Annotated in this window: 17 protein-coding genes and 2 pseudogenes; 9 read left to right on the top strand and 10 right to left on the bottom strand. The window is 64.4% G+C overall.

Features of this window, described 5'->3' with window-relative positions:
• Positions 1 to 77 precede the first annotated feature (77 nt).
• Positions 78 to 308, bottom strand: a pseudogene (locus JMJ55_RS04640) (transposase); the annotation flags it as partial.
• 41 nt (positions 309 to 349) lie between these two features.
• Here JMJ55_RS04640 and JMJ55_RS32045 point away from each other — a divergent pair.
• Positions 350 to 604, top strand: a pseudogene (locus JMJ55_RS32045) (zinc ribbon domain-containing protein); the annotation flags it as partial.
• A 51-nt stretch (positions 605 to 655) separates the two neighbouring features.
• On the opposite strand, the gene JMJ55_RS30825 reads toward JMJ55_RS32045, so the two are convergent.
• The 4 genes from JMJ55_RS30825 to JMJ55_RS04620 all read right to left on the bottom strand — a co-directional run bounded on the left by JMJ55_RS30825 (position 656) and on the right by JMJ55_RS04620 (position 6,016).
• On the bottom strand, positions 656 to 1,183 hold the full coding sequence (locus JMJ55_RS30825; protein WP_236033356.1) for a hypothetical protein: 528 nt from the start codon (positions 1,181 to 1,183) through the stop codon (positions 656 to 658).
• 266 nt (positions 1,184 to 1,449) lie between these two features.
• Positions 1,450 to 1,803: a hypothetical protein gene (locus JMJ55_RS04630; RefSeq protein ID WP_202824291.1), complete on the bottom strand. Its 354-nt coding sequence runs from the start codon at positions 1,801 to 1,803 to the stop codon at positions 1,450 to 1,452.
• A gap of 31 nt (positions 1,804 to 1,834) precedes the next feature.
• Positions 1,835 to 2,305, bottom strand: coding sequence for a hypothetical protein (locus JMJ55_RS04625; RefSeq protein WP_202824290.1), 471 nt, complete (start codon positions 2,303 to 2,305; stop codon positions 1,835 to 1,837).
• Positions 2,306 to 3,397: 1,092 nt separating this feature from the next.
• The gene (locus tag JMJ55_RS04620) at positions 3,398 to 6,016 is read right to left on the bottom strand and encodes a DEAD/DEAH box helicase family protein (RefSeq protein ID WP_202824289.1); all 2,619 of its coding nucleotides are present in this window, start codon (positions 6,014 to 6,016) and stop codon (positions 3,398 to 3,400) included.
• Between the two features lie 553 nt (positions 6,017 to 6,569).
• Here JMJ55_RS04620 and JMJ55_RS04615 point away from each other — a divergent pair.
• Positions 6,570 to 6,899 (top strand): hypothetical protein, encoded by a 330-nt coding sequence (locus JMJ55_RS04615; protein ID WP_202824288.1) that lies wholly within the window; start codon positions 6,570 to 6,572, stop codon positions 6,897 to 6,899.
• Positions 6,900 to 6,973: 74 nt separating this feature from the next.
• Here the strand turns inward: JMJ55_RS04615 and JMJ55_RS04610 are convergent, their stop codons facing one another.
• Together JMJ55_RS04610 and JMJ55_RS04605 are read right to left on the bottom strand one after the other, a co-directional pair.
• Positions 6,974 to 7,582, bottom strand: a complete 609-nt coding sequence (locus JMJ55_RS04610) for a hypothetical protein (RefSeq protein WP_202824287.1) — start codon at positions 7,580 to 7,582, stop codon at positions 6,974 to 6,976.
• A gap of 272 nt (positions 7,583 to 7,854) precedes the next feature.
• Positions 7,855 to 8,127 (bottom strand): hypothetical protein, encoded by a 273-nt coding sequence (locus JMJ55_RS04605; RefSeq protein ID WP_236033355.1) that lies wholly within the window; start codon positions 8,125 to 8,127, stop codon positions 7,855 to 7,857.
• Between the two features lie 543 nt (positions 8,128 to 8,670).
• Between JMJ55_RS04605 and JMJ55_RS04600 the strand changes: the two genes are divergently transcribed.
• Entirely contained in the window at positions 8,671 to 9,339 is a 669-nt protein-coding gene (locus JMJ55_RS04600) for a DinB family protein (protein WP_202824285.1), read from the top strand.
• A gap of 306 nt (positions 9,340 to 9,645) precedes the next feature.
• Here JMJ55_RS04600 and JMJ55_RS04595 read toward each other — a convergent pair whose 3' ends face one another.
• Positions 9,646 to 11,433, bottom strand: a complete 1,788-nt coding sequence (locus tag JMJ55_RS04595) for a transglycosylase domain-containing protein (RefSeq protein ID WP_202824284.1) — start codon at positions 11,431 to 11,433, stop codon at positions 9,646 to 9,648.
• Positions 11,434 to 11,668: 235 nt separating this feature from the next.
• On the opposite strand from JMJ55_RS04595, the gene JMJ55_RS04590 reads away from it, so the two are divergent.
• Entirely contained in the window at positions 11,669 to 12,103 is a 435-nt protein-coding gene (locus JMJ55_RS04590; protein WP_202824283.1) for a nuclear transport factor 2 family protein, read from the top strand.
• A gap of 354 nt (positions 12,104 to 12,457) precedes the next feature.
• On the opposite strand, the gene JMJ55_RS04585 is transcribed toward JMJ55_RS04590, so the two are convergent.
• Positions 12,458 to 12,913: a response regulator gene (locus JMJ55_RS04585; RefSeq protein ID WP_202824282.1), complete on the bottom strand. Its 456-nt coding sequence runs from the start codon at positions 12,911 to 12,913 to the stop codon at positions 12,458 to 12,460.
• 718 nt (positions 12,914 to 13,631) lie between these two features.
• On the opposite strand from JMJ55_RS04585, the gene JMJ55_RS04580 reads away from it, so the two are divergent.
• Both JMJ55_RS04580 and JMJ55_RS04575 read left to right on the top strand, forming a co-directional pair.
• On the top strand, positions 13,632 to 14,621 hold the full coding sequence (locus tag JMJ55_RS04580; protein WP_202824281.1) for a hypothetical protein: 990 nt from the start codon (positions 13,632 to 13,634) through the stop codon (positions 14,619 to 14,621).
• Positions 14,618 to 14,917, top strand: coding sequence for a hypothetical protein (locus JMJ55_RS04575; RefSeq protein WP_202824280.1), 300 nt, complete (start codon positions 14,618 to 14,620; stop codon positions 14,915 to 14,917). Before JMJ55_RS04580 ends, JMJ55_RS04575 begins: the two co-directional genes overlap by 4 nt.
• 100 nt (positions 14,918 to 15,017) lie before the next feature.
• Here the strand turns inward: JMJ55_RS04575 and JMJ55_RS31515 are convergent, their stop codons facing one another.
• The gene (locus JMJ55_RS31515; protein ID WP_268885232.1) at positions 15,018 to 15,149 is read right to left on the bottom strand and encodes a hypothetical protein; all 132 of its coding nucleotides are present in this window, start codon (positions 15,147 to 15,149) and stop codon (positions 15,018 to 15,020) included.
• A gap of 202 nt (positions 15,150 to 15,351) precedes the next feature.
• Here JMJ55_RS31515 and JMJ55_RS04570 point away from each other — a divergent pair, with 202 nt between their 5' ends.
• From JMJ55_RS04570 to JMJ55_RS04560, 3 genes are all read left to right on the top strand, one after another.
• Positions 15,352 to 15,555: a cold-shock protein gene (locus JMJ55_RS04570; protein WP_202824279.1), complete on the top strand. Its 204-nt coding sequence runs from the start codon at positions 15,352 to 15,354 to the stop codon at positions 15,553 to 15,555.
• Between the two features lie 478 nt (positions 15,556 to 16,033).
• Positions 16,034 to 16,399, top strand: coding sequence for a hypothetical protein (locus JMJ55_RS04565; RefSeq protein ID WP_202824278.1), 366 nt, complete (start codon positions 16,034 to 16,036; stop codon positions 16,397 to 16,399).
• A 460-nt stretch (positions 16,400 to 16,859) separates the two neighbouring features.
• On the top strand, positions 16,860 to 17,564 hold the full coding sequence (locus JMJ55_RS04560) for an ATP-binding protein (RefSeq protein WP_202824277.1): 705 nt from the start codon (positions 16,860 to 16,862) through the stop codon (positions 17,562 to 17,564).
• Positions 17,565 to 17,632 lie beyond the last annotated feature (68 nt).

Here is a 17,632-nt window from a genome sequence, read left to right as displayed (position 1 = left end):
TCGAAATCCGCTACGTGATCCCCACCGGACCGGATGGCGAACGAGAGTCCTTTTGTCGATTGCGAACGGACTATCTAGATAGTCGGCCATGGTGGGAATGTCGGAGGGGGCGGCAGATGCCGCCATTGGCAGCCGGTCCGCACGAGGTAGAACAACCCGTCCAGCAGGCGCCGCATGTCGGTCGTCCGCGGATGGCCTCCGGGCTTGGCAGCCGGGATGAGCGGTTCGAGAAGGCCATACTGCTCGTCACTCAGGGCCTGACCGGACCCGTAATCTCCAACCAGCGCGCGGGTCTCGGGCGTCCACATGGCGGCCTCCTTCCAGGAAAGCCGCCCAGAACGCTTCTCCTATGTCACCTTTTCAGGCCCAAGTTCGCCAGACGCGGCTTTCAAAACAGCCTGTAAGTCCCCTCAGGCGGCCGAGCCGCAGCCTCGCCAACCTCTTCCAGGGGCTTTGCCGGTGTGACAATTGCGGCTCACCCATATACCTCGTCGGGCGCAACCTGCGAGGCCGGCAGGATCGGTTGGTCTGCTCGCAAAAGAAAAAATTTGGCGCCAGGGCTTGCAACAACAGGACCCATTACAGCGTCCAGCGGCTTGAGGAAGCGTTCCTCGACCAGGGGCTCACCGCTTTTTCCCGTGCCTCGGACTTCGCCTCAGCGAGGGCTGAGGCCCATGCCACGGCTGCGACTCTCACCCAAGCGGAAGCCGAGATCGCTGAGGCCCAAAAATGCGTCAAGAATGCCCAGGCAATGATCCTGCGAGCCAGCACGGACGACCTGCAAGCCATCGTCATGGCCACTCTCAAGGACGCCAAGGCCGTCCTGGGCAAAGCGCAGATGGACCGGAATGTTCTGACACACAAGCTGGATCAGCTTCGCAGCAGCGATCCGGATCGTCTGTATCGGGAGGCCGAGGAACTGGCGCCACGCTGCCTTGCCGGCGATATGGACGCCCGGAGGCGCGTGGCTGCGTTGCTGCGCGTGATCGTAGCGCAGGTCCGGTTTGGCGCTGAGTGTGCCGCGGTCGAATCCGCGCGCATCCCTGGTGCTGAGTTTCAGGTGCACCTTGGGCGCGAACGGGTACCCCACCGCCTCGCATTCACACAGGGCTTGCCCAGGAAGGCTGCCGCCTAGCATTCGGGTAGGTGCGCGCGGAGGAACAACAAAGGCCGGCAGGATCATCCTGCCGGCCGTCCTCATGTGACCGGGCCTTAGCCTAATCGTCGAAATCCAGCGGCTCGAACTCGGGCACCTCGGCGGGCGGTGCGGCCGGGTGCGAAATAGGCTGCTGGCCGCCAAGACGCCGCAACTCATCCCAAGGTCGTCGTCGGGAACACGAACTACCCCGAGAACGCCGCCTTGGAGGATCAGACCCACGGTCAGAAGCAAGGTCCAGGGGCGGCGGCCCGAACGTGGCGAACAACCGGTCGGAAGACGCTGTTCTCTGCCTAGTCACCGCTCACACGTTTGTTGTGCTCTGCCAAGCGCCGGGCGATCTCCCGCTGCACCGTTAGGTCGATCACCGCCATCGACTGCCGATCGCCCCAGTTTTCGGGCCGACAGTCGATAGGATCACCCTCGTGAACATAGACCGGGATCAGTGCCCCGGCACTGAGCAGATCATCCCTGGACAAGGGCTCACCCTCGTCGGAGCAATCCGCGGCGTTCTGAACAACGCACTCGGCAGCGACCCTGCCGACCGCCTCCTCGACGCTGCCCGCCTCCACCGTCCGGGAAAAAAACTCATCCGGATCGACGTGGTGGACGATGTGGTTGTAGCCCAGGACCACGGTGTAACGCATACTGATTCTCCCTGCATAAAACTTAGGCGGTTCAGTGCTCGCTGTACATTGGGTGGCGGCTGGGATGCTGCGGCACCAGCGCACCGGGGCGGTGCCGCGGAGCGATGAGCGCCCCCAGGGTCGCTCCACTGAAACACATCCAATCGCCGGGCGCCCCACCCAGCCGCTCCGCAATCTCCGTCAAGGACTGGACGCCGCCGGACAGCGCCATCAGTGACCAGCACATGCCCTCGCACAGGTCGATGACCAGCGTGCCAGGGTCGTCCCCGGTGTCGGTCCAGACCTCATCCCTTTCGAACATTGCCGCCTCAGCGATCTCGGACAGAGCCCGGCCCGCGGCGACGAGCAGGGCGGGGACCGGGCCATTGGCCTGGGTGCGGGTCATTGCGCGGACTTCGGCGATGATCAATCGCGTGGCCGCATCGAATTCGTCCGGGTCCGTGTCGATCGCACGGCGGGGCGGGGTGGGAAGAGTAAGGACCTGGGAGGCGACCACATCCATGGCAGGACTCGCATCAAAATCGGGTCGGCCTTCTGCCCCAATCGCTCCAAGCAAGACAACAAAAAAACTCACCCCAATTCTAAATTTTTGCTAATTTATCACAAATACAAATTCAGAGTACGCAACAAAAGATAGGATTCCAGATCGTTCCATTGACAATTTTCCGGATATTTATTTAACTGTGCATTGTGGAATGCCACCGCATCTTCATGATCTCTATTCTTTCGGCGCCCACTTCACTGATGGGCTGGACGCTGCTTTGACAAGCGTAGATGACGATGCCTATGGACCGCTGCGATACACAGCCCGCCATGCACGGCGGCGGACCAAACTCCGTTTGGTCGAATTTCTGCGCCCGCTCGACTAGCCAGCGGCCCACCGCGCGGGCGCCGTTGTCGGCCACTGTGGAGTCCGCCTTCCGCGGACGTTCACCTTGAAGCGCTCAATCGTGGCGAGGTTGATCCACCCCCCCAGTTTCAGTGCCATAACACTCGCACGTGCACTTCTCCACTTTGGCATCGGTGAAATCCAGCTTGGGCGCGAGGCGGGTGTGACCCCGCTTGTCGCCTTCACTGCGGTAACTCTACCCAGTGACTATCGCGCAGCAGATGCTCGCCCGGTTGTTGGAGGAACACCGCCGTCTCGACCGTTGTCGGCGGCCACGCCAAACCTACCGTGAGGCACTGGACCGCTTTGCGTCCGATTACATGCCCGCCCTCAAGCTCTCCACCCAGGATCGCTACCGGACCAGCTTCCGACAACTCGCCCCGACCTTCGGGGGGCTATACCTCGACGAGATCACTCGCGGGAGGCTGGCCGTGTGCGATCAGCCTCCGCATCAGGGTCTCGGTCGAGATGCGATGTCGGTGCCCGTAGATGGAGCACGGGGAGAGAGGCAGCGGGGTGCTTGTCCGTTTAATACCTAAAGAGGTCTATAAGGTAATTACCGGACAAGCACCCCCCCTAGGGGAGCCAGAACGAGCGCAGCGACGTGTTGCCGAGCGGCGTGGACGCGATAGCGGCCAGACGCCGCGAAGGCAACCGGCGCAGCATGCGGGCGCATTGCGCCTGCATGCTTGACCGTCATGGAGATCAGCGACGACGCGCGAGGTGCTTCATGATGCGACCCATCTGCGCAGTCCTGTCCTGCGGCGAGTTCGACTGGCGAGCGCAGTCATCGAGCACATCCCTGATCTCGTCCATGCCGATGCCCATCCCGGCAAGGGACCAAGCCAACTGGTTCAAGCCGTAATCCTGCGTGCCGCCCGGCAGGGCGAGATAGCGGTTGATGGCGGCGTCGCGGCCCGAGGCCGAGAGCAGGCGGTCAATGGTGTTCGTCTCGCTGCCCTTCGGCATGGGCGGGCGGATGATCTGGTCGTCGGGGATGATGCGCGACATGTCTCGGCCGAGCCACTCGACGACATCCATCGGCTCGCCCTCGTGGTGCTCGATCCAGTGGTCGGCCTCATGCCCGGCACGGCGGCAGGGCAGGTAGAAGATCGAAGTCGCGTTGTCCTTCGACGGATCGAGGCCATGGTAGCGCGTTGAGGCCGAGGCGCCCTTCGCCGCTTTGAACCGGAACCACCTCGCCTGCTCGATATGGCCGCGCAGCAGATGGCCGATGGCCCTGTAGGCATTCGGACCGACGCGGTGCGAGAGCGGGATGACGACGCGGTAGCGAGTGCCGAGGGCGGTCGGCGCGTGGTTGAACGAGGTGTAGATCGACATGGCACAGCCGGGCAGTAGGGCACGCAGCGCGCTCGGTGAGATGGGCGGTCCGGATGCCCCCCCACCCTGCGTCTCGATGTCCAACCAGAGACTCGACCTCGACACGATGTTCGGCATGGCGCGATGCGTCAGACCGCCATAGGCGTTCCGAGAGGCGGGATCGGACCGAAGCTCCCCCTGCATGATGAGGTTGTTCTCGGCCTTGTCCGAGGCCGGATCGAGGGCGAACCACTCGTCGAGCAAGGCCCGGATATCGTTGAAGCTGTCGAAGCGGGTCTCGATGGCGGCCTTGCCATCGGTCTTGCTGGCGTAGAACTGGCACTGCCACGCCGGATCGCCCAACACCTCGACCATGAGCTTCGACCGCCATGCCTCGATGCTGGCGCTCAGCCGGGCCTGCTCGACCTCGCGGGCCTCGCGCTTCCGGGTGGCGTCGTCGAGGTGCTGGCGCGGGCGGCCACGGCTGGATGCGGCAGGCGGCTCGGTTGCGCCGAGGGCCGACATCGTGCAGCCGGGGAACCGCTCGGCGATGAACTCGGCGCAGGCCAGATCGGGGACGATGGCGACGACCGGCTCGGTGTTGGCGGGATCGCGCAGGGCCGACCGAGACACCGCCTGATAGACGGATTCCGCCATGATGGCCTTGCGCACCTGTTCGGGCGTGAAATCGAGTTCGGTCATGGCCTGCATACACTGCGGATTCAAATTGGCGATGTTGAGGACGACGACGTTGCGGTAGGTCTGGAAGGCATTGAGGCCATGGCTGACGAAGGGCATGCGGGCGCCGCGCAGGCAGGTGTCAGGCATGTCGAGATTGGCCGACCAGCAATAGTCGAGGCCGGTCATGCGGGCCTCGATGGCCTTGATGATCGTGTCGCGCATGCGCTCGCCCTTGACTACCTTGTCCCGCAGGTGCTTCGACATCGGCCTGCTGGTCAGGTAGAGGACCCGCAGCAGGTGGCCGTTCGGATGGGCGTCCTGATAGCGCAGCCGGGGCGTGATGGTGGGGTGGTCGAGCAGGGTGAAGCCCTGCCGCCGCAGGCTAATGGCGGCGAAGGATTGCGCGATATTGGCGGCCATAAGGGTCACGCTTTGCCACCTTGGCTCGCCAATGCCGAGCATGGCCTGCCAGTCGATCATCGAAGTCAGCACGAGACGGGTCATGGCGGTGTCGTGCAGCCGCAGTCTCATGCGGTGCGGCCCGTCCGGTTCGAGAGTGTCGCGCCGGGGAATGATCCGCCAATTGCCCGACTTGAGCTTGTAGTAGAGGTCGGTGACCGTATCGCGGATACTGCGCCGCCGGGCAATCTCGCGGTGGAGCTTGCCGTCCGGGTCGGCGGCCTCGCGGCCCGGCCCTTCGAGATCGCGCACCTGCTGCTCGGCATCCCGCTTGATCTCGGCGAGGTGGTCGAGGTCGGCGCGCAGCCGGGGTCGGTTGTCGCGGTTATCGAGGACAAAGCGCAGGACACGCAGGTAGATGGTCAGTAGTTCGACCTCCGCCGGGACGGCGGCGGCGGGCACCTCGTCGATCAGCAGGTGCCAGCCCTTTGGCGTGGATCGACGGGGCATGTTGAGCAGCGCCGCATGGGTGATGCAGAGCGCCCGGCCCCTGCCCTTCGGCATGGCGGCGGCCTTGGCGGCGATGACCTGCGCGACGCTCGGCTGATGCTCGTCGATGGCGCGGCGCTCGGTCTCGGCGTTGACCTCCGTGACGAGCAGAGCGGCCATGCTGCCGGGCTTGAGCCGGTGCAGCGCGGCGCGAATGGCCTTGGCGTGTTGGTGGCTCTGCTGCACGGTCGGCCCGGCGATCAGGTATCGCTCGCCGTGCAGGATGCCCTCGGCGATCTGGTCGGCGGAGGCGTAGGTCTTGCCCGAGCCGCAGAGCCCGTTGGCGAGATAGACGGCGATGGAGGTGTCGAGGGTGGTGGTCTGCCCATGCAGCAGACATGGATCGGGCGCGAGCCCAGTGCTGGACATATACAAGGCTGAAATCCTAGAGCGGTGCCGGGACTGGCTAGGTCTCGGTCCCTCAGTAATTCGAGGGCAGGGATATTTAGCGGGAAGCGGAGTCTCGAAGTCAATAATCTCATGTTCAACAAATATATCGAGCTTGGGCTACAACTGCGCTAAATAGATTGTGGCGTCTTTTTCAGGACGCCGCACTGCTGGAACTGCTTGGAGCTATTAGCCCTGCCGCCGGGTGGCCCCCGGATCAACGGCGGGGCTTTTCGCGTTTTTCGCCCACATGTCGCTCCTGTTCTACTGAGTCATAAGTGCCTGTGGCTGCGATGCCAGCGGCCACCGATCGACGACCATCTCGATGTGGAGAAACCCCGCGTTGGGTTGCGAAGTGCGCTCCGCCATCCCGTGCCCACTCGACCAGCCGACTTTGCCTACGAACTACAGGCGGGGACTACCGTTAAAACCCATAACGATCACGTATATCCCTGCCCCACCCGTCCTTGATCTCCCGAACGTCGTCATCTCCGTCGCCGTGAGCGTCAGCTACTATGGGTTCACGGCCATGATGTCGGTGATGGACGCGCTCAGCGCTGAACCCAATGTCTGCGTCCGCTGTCGGGTCATCGCCGAGGCGCCGCAGCACGCGCTAACGAGCGGCCTAAATAGGTGTATGGACATTTTCGACGAAAGTCTGGAAGCACTGCTCACGGCGCGTGAGCACCAGACCATCCTCGCCGCGCTTCGCTTCTGGCACATCATGGTGCTGTCGCCCAGCACACCCTCGCCCGAGCGGGTGCTGGGTGAGGTCATCCCGATCGCCGCCGCCGCGGGGACGCCGCTGTCACTGGCCGAGGCGGAAGGGTTGGTCCGGCGCATGGAACGTTTGTGGGTCTGCGCAGCATAGACGACGATATGAAGGAGGGGACCGCGCGGCTGTCCCCACACGAGTAAGCCGTCGAATGGCCTGCCGGGCTAGTCCTAGGCTGCTGCGACGATAGCGGTCTGGCCCAGCATGACGGTTGGTGGGTTCGGCGCGATCCGCCGCTCGCGCATGATGGATACCACCCGTTCGTTCGCCTGCATCGCGTTCTGTCGCGTGTCGAACAGGGAGACTGCGCCTGCGCGACTGGCGTCCTGCTCGTCGAAGAAGGCGTAGTAGCCACGAAAGCCAGGAGCACCAGTGATCGTCAGGAAAACATGCTCCCGCACCAGGGGCAGCACCTCCTCCCTAGGCCCTACGCCTTCATACACGCGCACCGTGACGAACATGCCGGAGCCGCCGTTGCGCTGTATTTTCGACACCTCATGCAGCAGCGTCTCGCCCCCAGTGACCTCCGGCGGGTTGGGCAGCAGGTCCCTCAAATTGGACACTACCCACTCGCGGTGCCGATCTTCGGCAAGCATAGCGGACGGGCGATCGGCGAAGATGGTGACCGAGACAGCGTGGCCGTCCTCGCTGGGGAAGGCGCAGTAGCCCTTGAACCCCGCCGCACGCCTGAGCACCGGCACGAAGCCATCGCTCACTCGCGGCACCAGTCCGCCCATCAGGGCAGCTTTCTCGGCATACTTCCGGACCGCGACGTACACGGCCGACCTCCCTATTCTTCGCCGCTCCCGGCGCGGAGAAGTCCTTGACTAGTCCCAGCCTAGCAACGCTGCGCTGCCATCCATGCAATGGTCAACGTGAACCGGCGAGCTAGCCGCTGGCGCCTCGCTCCGAGCGGTCGATGGGATGGCAGCAGAAAACCGAATTACCGTTCTCGCTTGGACGATCGCTGTGCTGCCTCGATCCGAACCTTGTCTGGGCCGCGCCTGCGTAACTGTGTTAGATGTTGTCGCCCATCAGTCGCCGCGGACTATTAGCTGTCTAGGAGTTGGCGATAGCCCAAAACGGTGAAATTGCCATTGTCCTCACGCCGCAGCGTCAGGATCATTCGCTCGCCATCACTACCCGCGAGGCCAATCTGCGAGAGGTTGGTCACCTCGCCCGCGCTGTTGACCAACATGCGCTTTCGCTGCGGACCTTTGAGAACATGGACAACGATCCCGTGCTGCGAGATCGGGAGCCGCTGCCCTGCTTGATCGACGACCTCGACCCGCAATTCGTTGTCACGCTGGATTTTATTCTGCATTGCAGGAAAACGCATAGATAGGCCAACGGTGGCAGGGTCGCCCCGGTAAGAGGCGAGGAGTGCGCTAAGCTCCCGGCGCAGCCGAAACAATGCGCCCATTTAACATCGGCAACTCAGTCCCGGTTCGGCCCGTCATGAGCGCGCTGTGGCTGCGGACATCATCTGATGCCCTTCCCCGCTGCTAAAGCCACTGTTTTGCCCGGCACCACCTGAGAGGTTCCGAAGGCGATGGAGCCTAGCCAGTTGCGCATGATGGCGCCCACCGCCTCCTAACTGCGCATGGCTTCCCCATTTTTGAATAGGGTCATCGAGACTGCCCGCCATGTACGCGTCGCAAAGGAGGGCGATCAGGCAGATTGTAGATGGAGGCGCACGTCCAAGGACCGGTTGCCGTCTGAACGGCTTCGGGTCCATCCATTTTGCAATCTTGCGGTCGCGCCTCGTAAAGGCTGGTGAATGATTTCAGCCCGGTGATATCGTGGCGACAACCTAGGAGGCATGAGCGAGAGGACGGCCATGGGACCGCGACAGGAGCATTTCTGTATGCTCGCCTACTACAATCAGTGGGCCAACGGCCGCCTCTACGCCGCTGCCGGGCAGATCGCGCCTGAGGCACTGGCCGAGGACCGCGGCGCCTTCTTCGGCTCTCTGCTCGGGACGCTCAACCATCTCCTCGTTACAGACCGCTTATGGATGAGCCGTCTCGACGGGGAGAGCCCGCGCGGTACGCGGCTGGACGAGGTGCTGCATCATGACTTCGACGACCTCCATGCGGCACGGCTGGTGCAGGACGGGAGGCTCGTGGAGTACGTCTACGGGCTGAGCGAGAAGCGCCTCGCTGAATCCCTCAACTACGCCACGAGCAGCGGCGCGCCGCATTCGCAGCCACTCCACCACGTGCTCGCCCACCTGTTCAATCACCAGACTCACCACCGCGGGCAAGCTCACCACCTCGTCGGGCTAGCGCTTGGGCGCGACAAGACACCCGTGCTCGACTTGCTCGCCTACCAGCGCTCCACCGCACCCGTGTCGGGCGCGGTTAGTGGGCCGATATCGCCACCGCGATTACGGCCCGATGATGCAGAAGCGAGTGCTGTCGAGCCTCCACCGACCGGCCATGTTGTCACTGACGCCTATGCGGAAGCTGCCGACGGGGCCGGGGAGGTGAGGAGCACTAAACAGGTTCCCGCGCCCGACAGTCTCGGTGGATAGCCAGGATGCTCTGAGATGTCGGCCGCACGCTGGCTAGGTGCAACGAGCCCCGAGGTGACGGCGGCGGACGGCAACGCTGGCTACCTCAGTCCTAGTTGTGTCACCGCCTGCGGGCGAAGCCGGACCTCCGTAGTCACCAGCACCGGGTCAGGAAGTTCTGCTTTTCGGTCCGCCCGACCGCTAGCTTGCAGAGCAGAAACGCGTTCCCCTCAAGCGCCTAGCGGCGTCGCTGTCCTGATCAAGGCCGACGGTTTTGAGTGATCCAGGCGCCAGGACCGTGGAGCATGCATGCGCGCGGCATGGGTCCTACCCCCTGATCGCTTCCATTATCACTGCACGCCATATCTGGGCGGGTAGCCCGCCGCCGGTCACGCCGTCCATCGGTGTGGCAGCAGAGGTGTTGCCCAACCAAACCCCGGCGACGTAGCGCTCCGTGAAGCCGATGAACCACGCATCCCGATGCTCGCTCGTGGTGCCTGTCTTACCTGCGGCCCAGACACCTGGGTTCGCCGCCCGCCCGGTCCCGCCCTGGACCACTCCCACCAGCATTCGGCGCATCTGCTGTAGCTGCTGCGGCCGGATGACTGGCTCCCGAGGTTGCTCGGCACGGACCTCCACCCGCTGGCCTTCGTTTCCCCGCAACTCACGGACGCAATAAGGCGTCACCCGCATGCCCCGGTTGGCCAGCGCCGCGTAAGCCGCGGTGAGGTCGAGCAGCGTGGTTTCGTAGGTGCCGAGCGCGAGGTCGCCTGCCTCGCCAGACAGATCAGCCCTGATACCAAGCCGCCGAGCGATGTCTCGCACCTCACCCAGGTGGCCAGAGGCCAGCCGCACGGCCGCGGTATTCGACGAGCGAGCGAGGGCGGCGTCTAGCGCGACCTCACCGAAGTAGCGATCATCAAAGTTTCGGACCGGCCGCCCGCCGACGCTGAGACGATCGTCGCTCACCCTTTGCCGCGGGGTCAGGCCGCGTTCCAGCGCGGCGAGGTAGACAAATAGCTTGGCCACCGAGCCGGGTTGCCGCCGCGCCTGCATGGCGTGGTTCCACTCCTTGGCCCGGTAGTCCCGCCCGCCCACCATGGCGACCACCGCGCCGTCCGGGCGCATGACCACGACTGCCCCTTCCTCAACCTTCCTCTGCTGACCGTAGCGATCCAGTGCGGCACCCAGATGTCTCTCGGCGGCCTTCTGGATGCGGTAGTCGAGCGTAGTCAGGATCGTGCGGGTGCCCGACCGCTCTCCCGACACCGCGTCGGCCTCTGCCTCGGCCCAGCGGGCGAACCAGCCTACCTGTGTGCCGCCCGGATGGAAGCCACCCCAGGCGGAGCGCGATGGCGCAACGATGAGCCGATACCCTTTCGCAGCATCGGCCTCGGTGCGGGCCAGAAGTCCCTGCTCGGCCATCTGCTCGACGACGCGCACCCCCCGGTCGCGCGCGAGGTCGGGGTTGCGGTGCGGGTTGAAGCGATTTGGCGCGGGCAGCAAAGAGACGAGCACCGCTGCCTCCAAGACGCTGAGGTCGCGTGCGGCCTTGCCGAAGTAGACCCGCGCTGCCGCCTCAATCCCGTAGGCGCCACCCCCGAAGTAGACCCGGTTGAGGTAGACGAAAAGAATGTCCTCTTTGCCCAGGTTGAGTTCGAGGAGCGGGGCGAGCACCGGCTCGGCCAGCGCTTTACGCACCAACACGTTGGTGTGCTTGAGGTAAACCTCCTTGAGGGTCTGCTGGGTCAGGGTGCTGCCGCCTTGGGTCCGGCCGGTCAGCGTCGAGAGCAATGCCCTAGCGAGGGCCTGGGGGTCGATGCCGAAGTGCTCGCGGAAGCGGCGGTCCTCGCTGGCAACGAGGGCGTTGATGAGGTGGGGCGGCAACTGCTGGAAGGGCACCGGGGGCGCGTAGTAGGCGCCGCGGGCGGCGACGAACTCGCCGCGGGAGCCGATGATGCGGACCCCCGGCTCGCGGTTATCGATGACGAGCTTCTGCGGGTCGGCGAGTTCCAGCGCCACGGCAGGCGCGGGAACAGAGGCGGCTACGGCGCTCAGGCCCGCGAATGCGAGGAGGCGTCGGCGTTCCAGCGGCGGCATGCCATCGGCCGCCATCGGTGCGACCCCCACAGGTGAACGTTTCCGAAGCGGTCCAGATGGCCGCGGCGGACCCGCGGACAGCATGCCCGCGATCTCTGGGCCAAGCCTGCAACAAAGCGGTGAGGTGGCGGCGCGCCCATGGGCTAGATGCGCAGGACGGTCTCGGGCATCCACATTTTGCCGCGCGGCAAGCCGGTCGCTACCGGAGCCACCGAGGCCGCAAAGGTGGCGTTGTTGCCCACGTCCACGCATGATCGGGCTGGAAGGCGATGAGGAGGAGAGGATGGCTTCGACGACAATACCGACGATTGACCTCTTGAAGGCCATCCTCGCCGCTTTCAACAGCCACGACGTGGACGCCGTGATGGCCTTCTTTGCCGACGACTGCGTGTTGGAGATGCCGCGCGGCCCAGACCCATGGGGTAGCCGCCACAAAGGCTTCGTTGCCGTCCGAACGGCGCTCCAATCGCGGTTCGACGGCATCCCTGACGTGCACTATGCGGATGACCAGCACTACGTGGCGGCCGACACGGGCATGTCGAAGTGGACCTTACGAGGCACCGTGGCTGCAACGGGCAAGTCCATCGAGGTGCGTGGCTGCGACTTTTACGAGTTCCGTGACGGGAAGGTGGTTCGAAAAGACTCCTACTGGAAGATCGTTGAACCGGCCTCGATGACGGGCTGATGTGCAGCGCGGCATAGGCAAGCTGGGTTAGAAGTCGGCGAACACCGCAAGCAGCCAATCCGACGGAAGGTGCTACTCCTTCCAGAGCGCGGTCTGCTCCGTTCCAGCCCAATGCTCGTTGGGGCACCCTCGAACTCCACCTCGAAGCAGTGGCGTGACGCCACTTCCAGGGTGATGCTCAGCATCCCTCTGGGGATGGTGAGCAGCGGGTCCTGCACCTCCTGCCACGGAATACCCTTGGAGTGGGCGCCGGTATGGAGCACCCGGTGGTCGCCTACCCGGCAGTCGATAGAGGACTTCCTGGCGCACGCCTCGACGCCGCGGTCGCTATAGCAAGACGAGCAGTGCAGCCATCTATGGCCCCTTCGGGCCGCTCAGGCCGAGGGCGGCAGCAACCACCTGCCCCAGCCCAGCCAAGGGCGGTATGCGGCCTAGCGCCAAGGCAGGCGTCAGGCGACGCACGGCGTTCCGCAGCGTCTCGGCCGCGAAAGGCTTTACGACATAGTGCTCGCGCGGGCCGAGCAGATGTCCGTCAAGCGCGTCGGGATGGCACGTCATATAGACCACGCCGACCTCGGGCCAGCGCCGCTGCACCTCCGCCGCGAGCGCCAAGCCGTTCATACCGGGGCCGAGATGGAGGCCGGTTACGACCACGAACGGCGGCCCGCTCCCGGCGGCGGCGGCCTTTTCGATTGCAGCCAATGCAGCTTCGGCGGTGGCGGCTTCCTCGATCTGGAACCCCGCCTGTTGTAGATCGCGGGCGACCGCCTCGCGGATCAGCGGCTTGTCCTCCACGACCAGCACGTCCATCAGCCGTTCCCCCTGGCGCTCGGGAACCCAGGCCCGCACTCACAGATCGCAGGTATCTGAGCGCCTAGATTGGCCCAACCAGCGAACATCACGAGAGTTCATTCGGACGGCAGGTTGAGTGCCTATGCGGCCGAGGGCGCCGATTTGCTGGTGGGACAAATGCGCCAAAATGCGTGGCCCGGCCCGTCCAATGTACCGGCGCTTTAACAGTGAGGCGACCTGCATGGTTCCGATGAGGACGGAGGAATACTGATGGCTGAGAAACGGCAGCGCACCTATCGCCGCAGACATCCTGGCGCATCGCCTCTCGGAGTAGCGGAGGCCATGCCCAACCCGGAACTTGCGCCGGGGCTCACGCGGGTGCGCTTGGCAGGTCATACCCTCTGGTTGCCGATCAAGTCGTTGCTGCCGGGCGCCCTGGCATGGGTCATCGACCGTGGCAGATCAGCGGCCGAATTGCTCCCCACCCAGGCGTTCGACAGCCAAAGCGTGGAGCTTCCTCTTTCCCCTGCCGCAGGATCGCCGCCGTCAACATCGGTATGCGAATGCGAACCTCAGGCGGTCCCACCAACATAATCGAAAGCTCAGCAAAGTGTGACCCTGATTGCCTCGACAGATTTCGGCTTTCCGGTATTACGAATGTATGAATTGGAATCGAAATGACTCGGCCAAGGAGCGCGCGCCGCTCCTCCTTGTCTTTGGTGATCTCGCGCCGAGGATGGCCTCCCTGGTGCGCGTTCGCCCTTCACTGGTTTCGCGGCTGATCCTCGCACCGCGGGAAGCAGTGCATGCAGTTGGCGCCTTCCTCCATCTCGCGCCAGACGCCTTGCGCCCCGACGTGGAGGTCGCCGAGGTCATCGACGGTAGTGATCCGCGCAAGCTCCTACGTGCCGCTTTACCGAACTGCCCTGCGCGTCTCTACCGAGCACTCGACACTGCTGGCGAGCGCGTATTAAGCAGGCGCTTTTACGAACGTCTCGGTCAAATCTGCCGCGGCCCATTCGCCGACGCGCTCCTCGATGACGATCTGACCACAGACCGGATCGCCTACTACGAAACGCTGTCGGAAATGGACCCCGCCACCGCCGCTCTGCGGACCGCCATCCGGGAGAATAGCTACGTTCTCGACAGCGTAAACTGCATGATGTCGCTTCTACGCGCTCACGGCGTTCTGCGAGACGAGGATATGCGGCTCCCGTCTGGGGCCGGTATGCCTGCGGTGGCGCGGCGTATCAGAATGGCACTTGCACGGATCGCGGTGCCCGATCCGGGCTTCGCCGTGCCTGAACCCTTCCGCCTTGTCAGAACCACGGACGAACTCCAACGAATTGCGCGGAGCTTCCAAAACTGCGTGGCGCTGCCCGATTGGGGAGCGGCCAAGTACCACGTCAATCTCGTCCGCGGCCTGACCGTGCTCCTCGTATCCGACGACCCTCCACTACTCGCTGCACTGCACCGTGTAGCGGATGGCGTATGGCAGTTCGAGCAGTGCGCCGGGCCGAAGAATGCCTATCCGCCGCTTGGGGCGAAGTCAGCGCTGATCCGTGGCCTCAGGGCCGCCGGTTTGACGATAGTTGAGACCGACCCGCAGTCCGCGCTGGCAAGGATCGAGCAAGGAGCTAAGCGCGGGCGCGATCTTGATGTCGGTTTGGACGATAACGACGATGACGGCGATGATGAAGATGGCGAGGATGAGATCGCCGCATGAGCATGAAGCACAGTGAGTTCGTCGTCGGCCAAGCATTTACCACTGGTCACGGGCTGTGGCGCTGCACTGACGTTGGCGCTCGAACGGTGGTCGCCATCCGGATCGACGCGGCCGAGATCGTGTCCGTCTTGGGTGGAAAGGAGACGGCCAGTGTCGTCGATCCACGGCGCGACCCGAGTTGGCTCAAAGGCCCGCCCTACGCGCTGGCAGAGACAGTGTTCGACGAATACGACTTTGCCGCCCTCCGGCCGGTTGCTGAGAGAGATGTGATGGGTTGGGAGCCTGAGCGGCGCTAGGACTGACCATATGGGCGGACGCTCACCTGCGCAGGTTACCAAAGCGCGAACGGCGTAGTGACCAAGCCGTGGAGGCTGGCAGCCATCCCTGTCGGACGAACTATTTTTTGCTGGCGGGCGCTACCGGTTTGGTGGGCGGTTGGACAAAGGGCGATGCCGTTGCTGTGGCTTTCGCCTTGTTCTGCTTGGGCTTCTTGACCTCGCGGCCGCTGCGCTTCTGACCCTTGGCCATCTGCGTTCTCCCACATTGGGCTGACTGTCCGGATTGAGCCGCGGCCCATCCGGCGCCTACAGGGACCGATCAGCAATCCTGCGGGCGGACGGCAGCTTACTCTCCTCCTGGCCAAGATTGTCGGTCTATTTGCTGGGCTCGCGGGGTTTGCGGTTGGCGCCCATCGAGACCACACTCCCCTACGAAACCGGGAGAGCGTCACATGGCCAGCGGCACCGTGAAGTGGTTCAACGCTCAAAAGGGCTTCGGCTTTATCCAACCCGAAGGTGGTGGACAGGACGTGTTCGTCCACATCACTGCCGTGCAAGCTGCGGGCCTGAACGGCCTCGATGAAGGGCAGAAGGTCACCTACGAGGTGGTGACCGAACGTGGCAAGCAGGCGGCGGCGAACCTCAGGCTCGCCTAAGACCAATGCAGCGGGGCGGCTTAGGGAGGTGGCGATGGTGCTGGGCACCGCCGTCGCTCCGTGGGAGCCTGCTTACCGCCGGTCACAGACCATCCGCCTCATGGCGGCTACTCGCCGAAAGAACCTTTGCCGTGCTGGGCAGGGCTGCCGTCCAACACCAGCGTGCGCGCCGAAGCTCCGGCTTGCTTAGGGTGCCTTGCTCGGGCCGTAGTCGGAGATGACTGTGAACCGCAGAGTATGGACGGTTCTGCCAAAAATTGGAGCAAGCCGGTCAAGGACGACCCCAAGGAGGAAGCGCAACGCGTCAGACGGTCGAGGTATTCCCAAGCCATACATTCCCAATGACCACCCGGTGAAGCCGATGAACCCTTCACGAATGCAGTATGCGCTTCAAGCGATCGTCTCCCTCTCCGCCGTATGATCACCCAGAGGTTGTGGCTTGGCTATGATGCGCTGGCGTGGATTGCGGGAGCGAGGCATGCGTAAAGTTGTTCTTCTCTTGGCGGCTGCGAACCTCTGTGGCGCGGCGTACCAAGGCGCTGTCGCGCAGGACGCGGTGCGCTTCGACCGGCCGATCTTCACCACCGAGGCAACCGTGCTGTGCGCCCGCCAGGAGCAGATCACCATGCTGCGCCGCGCCGAAGATGGGGGCGATCGCGCCGGTTTCGAGCGCATCGCCACCCGAGACTGCAAGAGGGTGGCGCCAGACCTCCGCCTAACCGTCGTCGGGCGTCAGGGGCTCTACGACCCGGATGTCGAGGTGCGGGTGGCCAGCGCGCCCGATCTCGACCCCGGCGTGCCGCGCAGCCGCATGTGGACGCTCAAAAGCATGGTCCGCAACTAACCGATCGGCAGCGAGCGGAGTATCGACGACGAGGCTATTCGAGTCCTCGTCGCCGAGGCCGAACATACCGGCGATGGGTCACCACTGTGGCCGTTTCAACTCACACCACTGTTGCCAAATCGCCACATTCTCTACCCCACTTGGCGCAAACCCATGGGGGACGGGAAAAACCGATCCGATTTTTTCAAAAAAACGTTACGCTCGGGTGGCAATCAGCTTTCACACGGGCGGATCGTCCATGGACCACCGCGCATCCTTGAGGTCACCTGCCCCAAGCGGGTCCGCACCGGACATAGCATCGGCGACGGGCGAGCTTGGCGCTAGGACGCCCGGCCATGGCTACTGGCGCCTCCCGATGCCACCCGGCGAACGAACCTGGGACGCCCCCGGCGGCCCCGCTCTCACCTCGCCGACGCCCCGTCCTGCCAAGGCACAAAAGGACCGCCGAACGAAAGCGCACATGCGCATCGCGGCGGATGCCCGGAAACGTCTCCGCCGCGCTAATGTAGCGTTGGCCGAGCAACGGCTCCTCGCGCGCGAGGCCGACCACCGCGTCGCTAACTGGCTGCAACTGGTCCACAGCACGCTGTTGTTGCAAGCGGCAGCCGCGCCGGACGGCGCAGCCAAGGAGGCGATCTGCGCAGCAGCATCGAACGTGGTGGTCGCGGCCGAGGCGCACCGCCATCTCCATGGCGCCGCGGCGCTCCGGCCGACAATGGAAGGCACGCCGGATGCAGTGGCCTACCTCGACGCTCTCGTGCGCAAGCTCTGTCCAACTGCCGTCCGGGATGGATTAGTGGTGGAGCGCGAGGTGGCACTGCAGGCAGAGCCGAGCGCCGCGGCTGCGGTGCCCATCGGCTTGCTGCCCCGCCTTGGGCTGATCGTGGCGGAACTCGTCGCCAATGCTATGAAGCATGGCGCTGGCCCAGTGCTTGTAGAACTTCATCCGGGGAGCGAGGCCGAGGGTGGCGGTGCCGTGCTGGCCGTCTCAGACAAAGGTCCGGGGTTCCCGCCCGGGTTCGACCCGGCAACTTGCAATGGGCGGAGCTTGGGCATGCGGCTGCTGGTCGCCCTTGCCCGGCCGGGGCGGGTCTGGGTGGACCCGGCAGACGGCCGTCGTATTCTCGTGCGGCTGCTAGATCGGGCTGCGCCTGGGGCTAACTAGCCGGGCAGTATGGCCCGGGATGCCGGGGGCTTTTAGCAGCATTGCGCAGCAGCGCCGCCCGACCAAGA

This window comes from Belnapia mucosa (genome assembly GCF_016775475.1).
Lineage (GTDB): Bacteria > Pseudomonadota > Alphaproteobacteria > Acetobacterales > Acetobacteraceae > Belnapia > Belnapia mucosa.
This window is presented reverse-complemented; position numbering and strand designations above follow the sequence as displayed.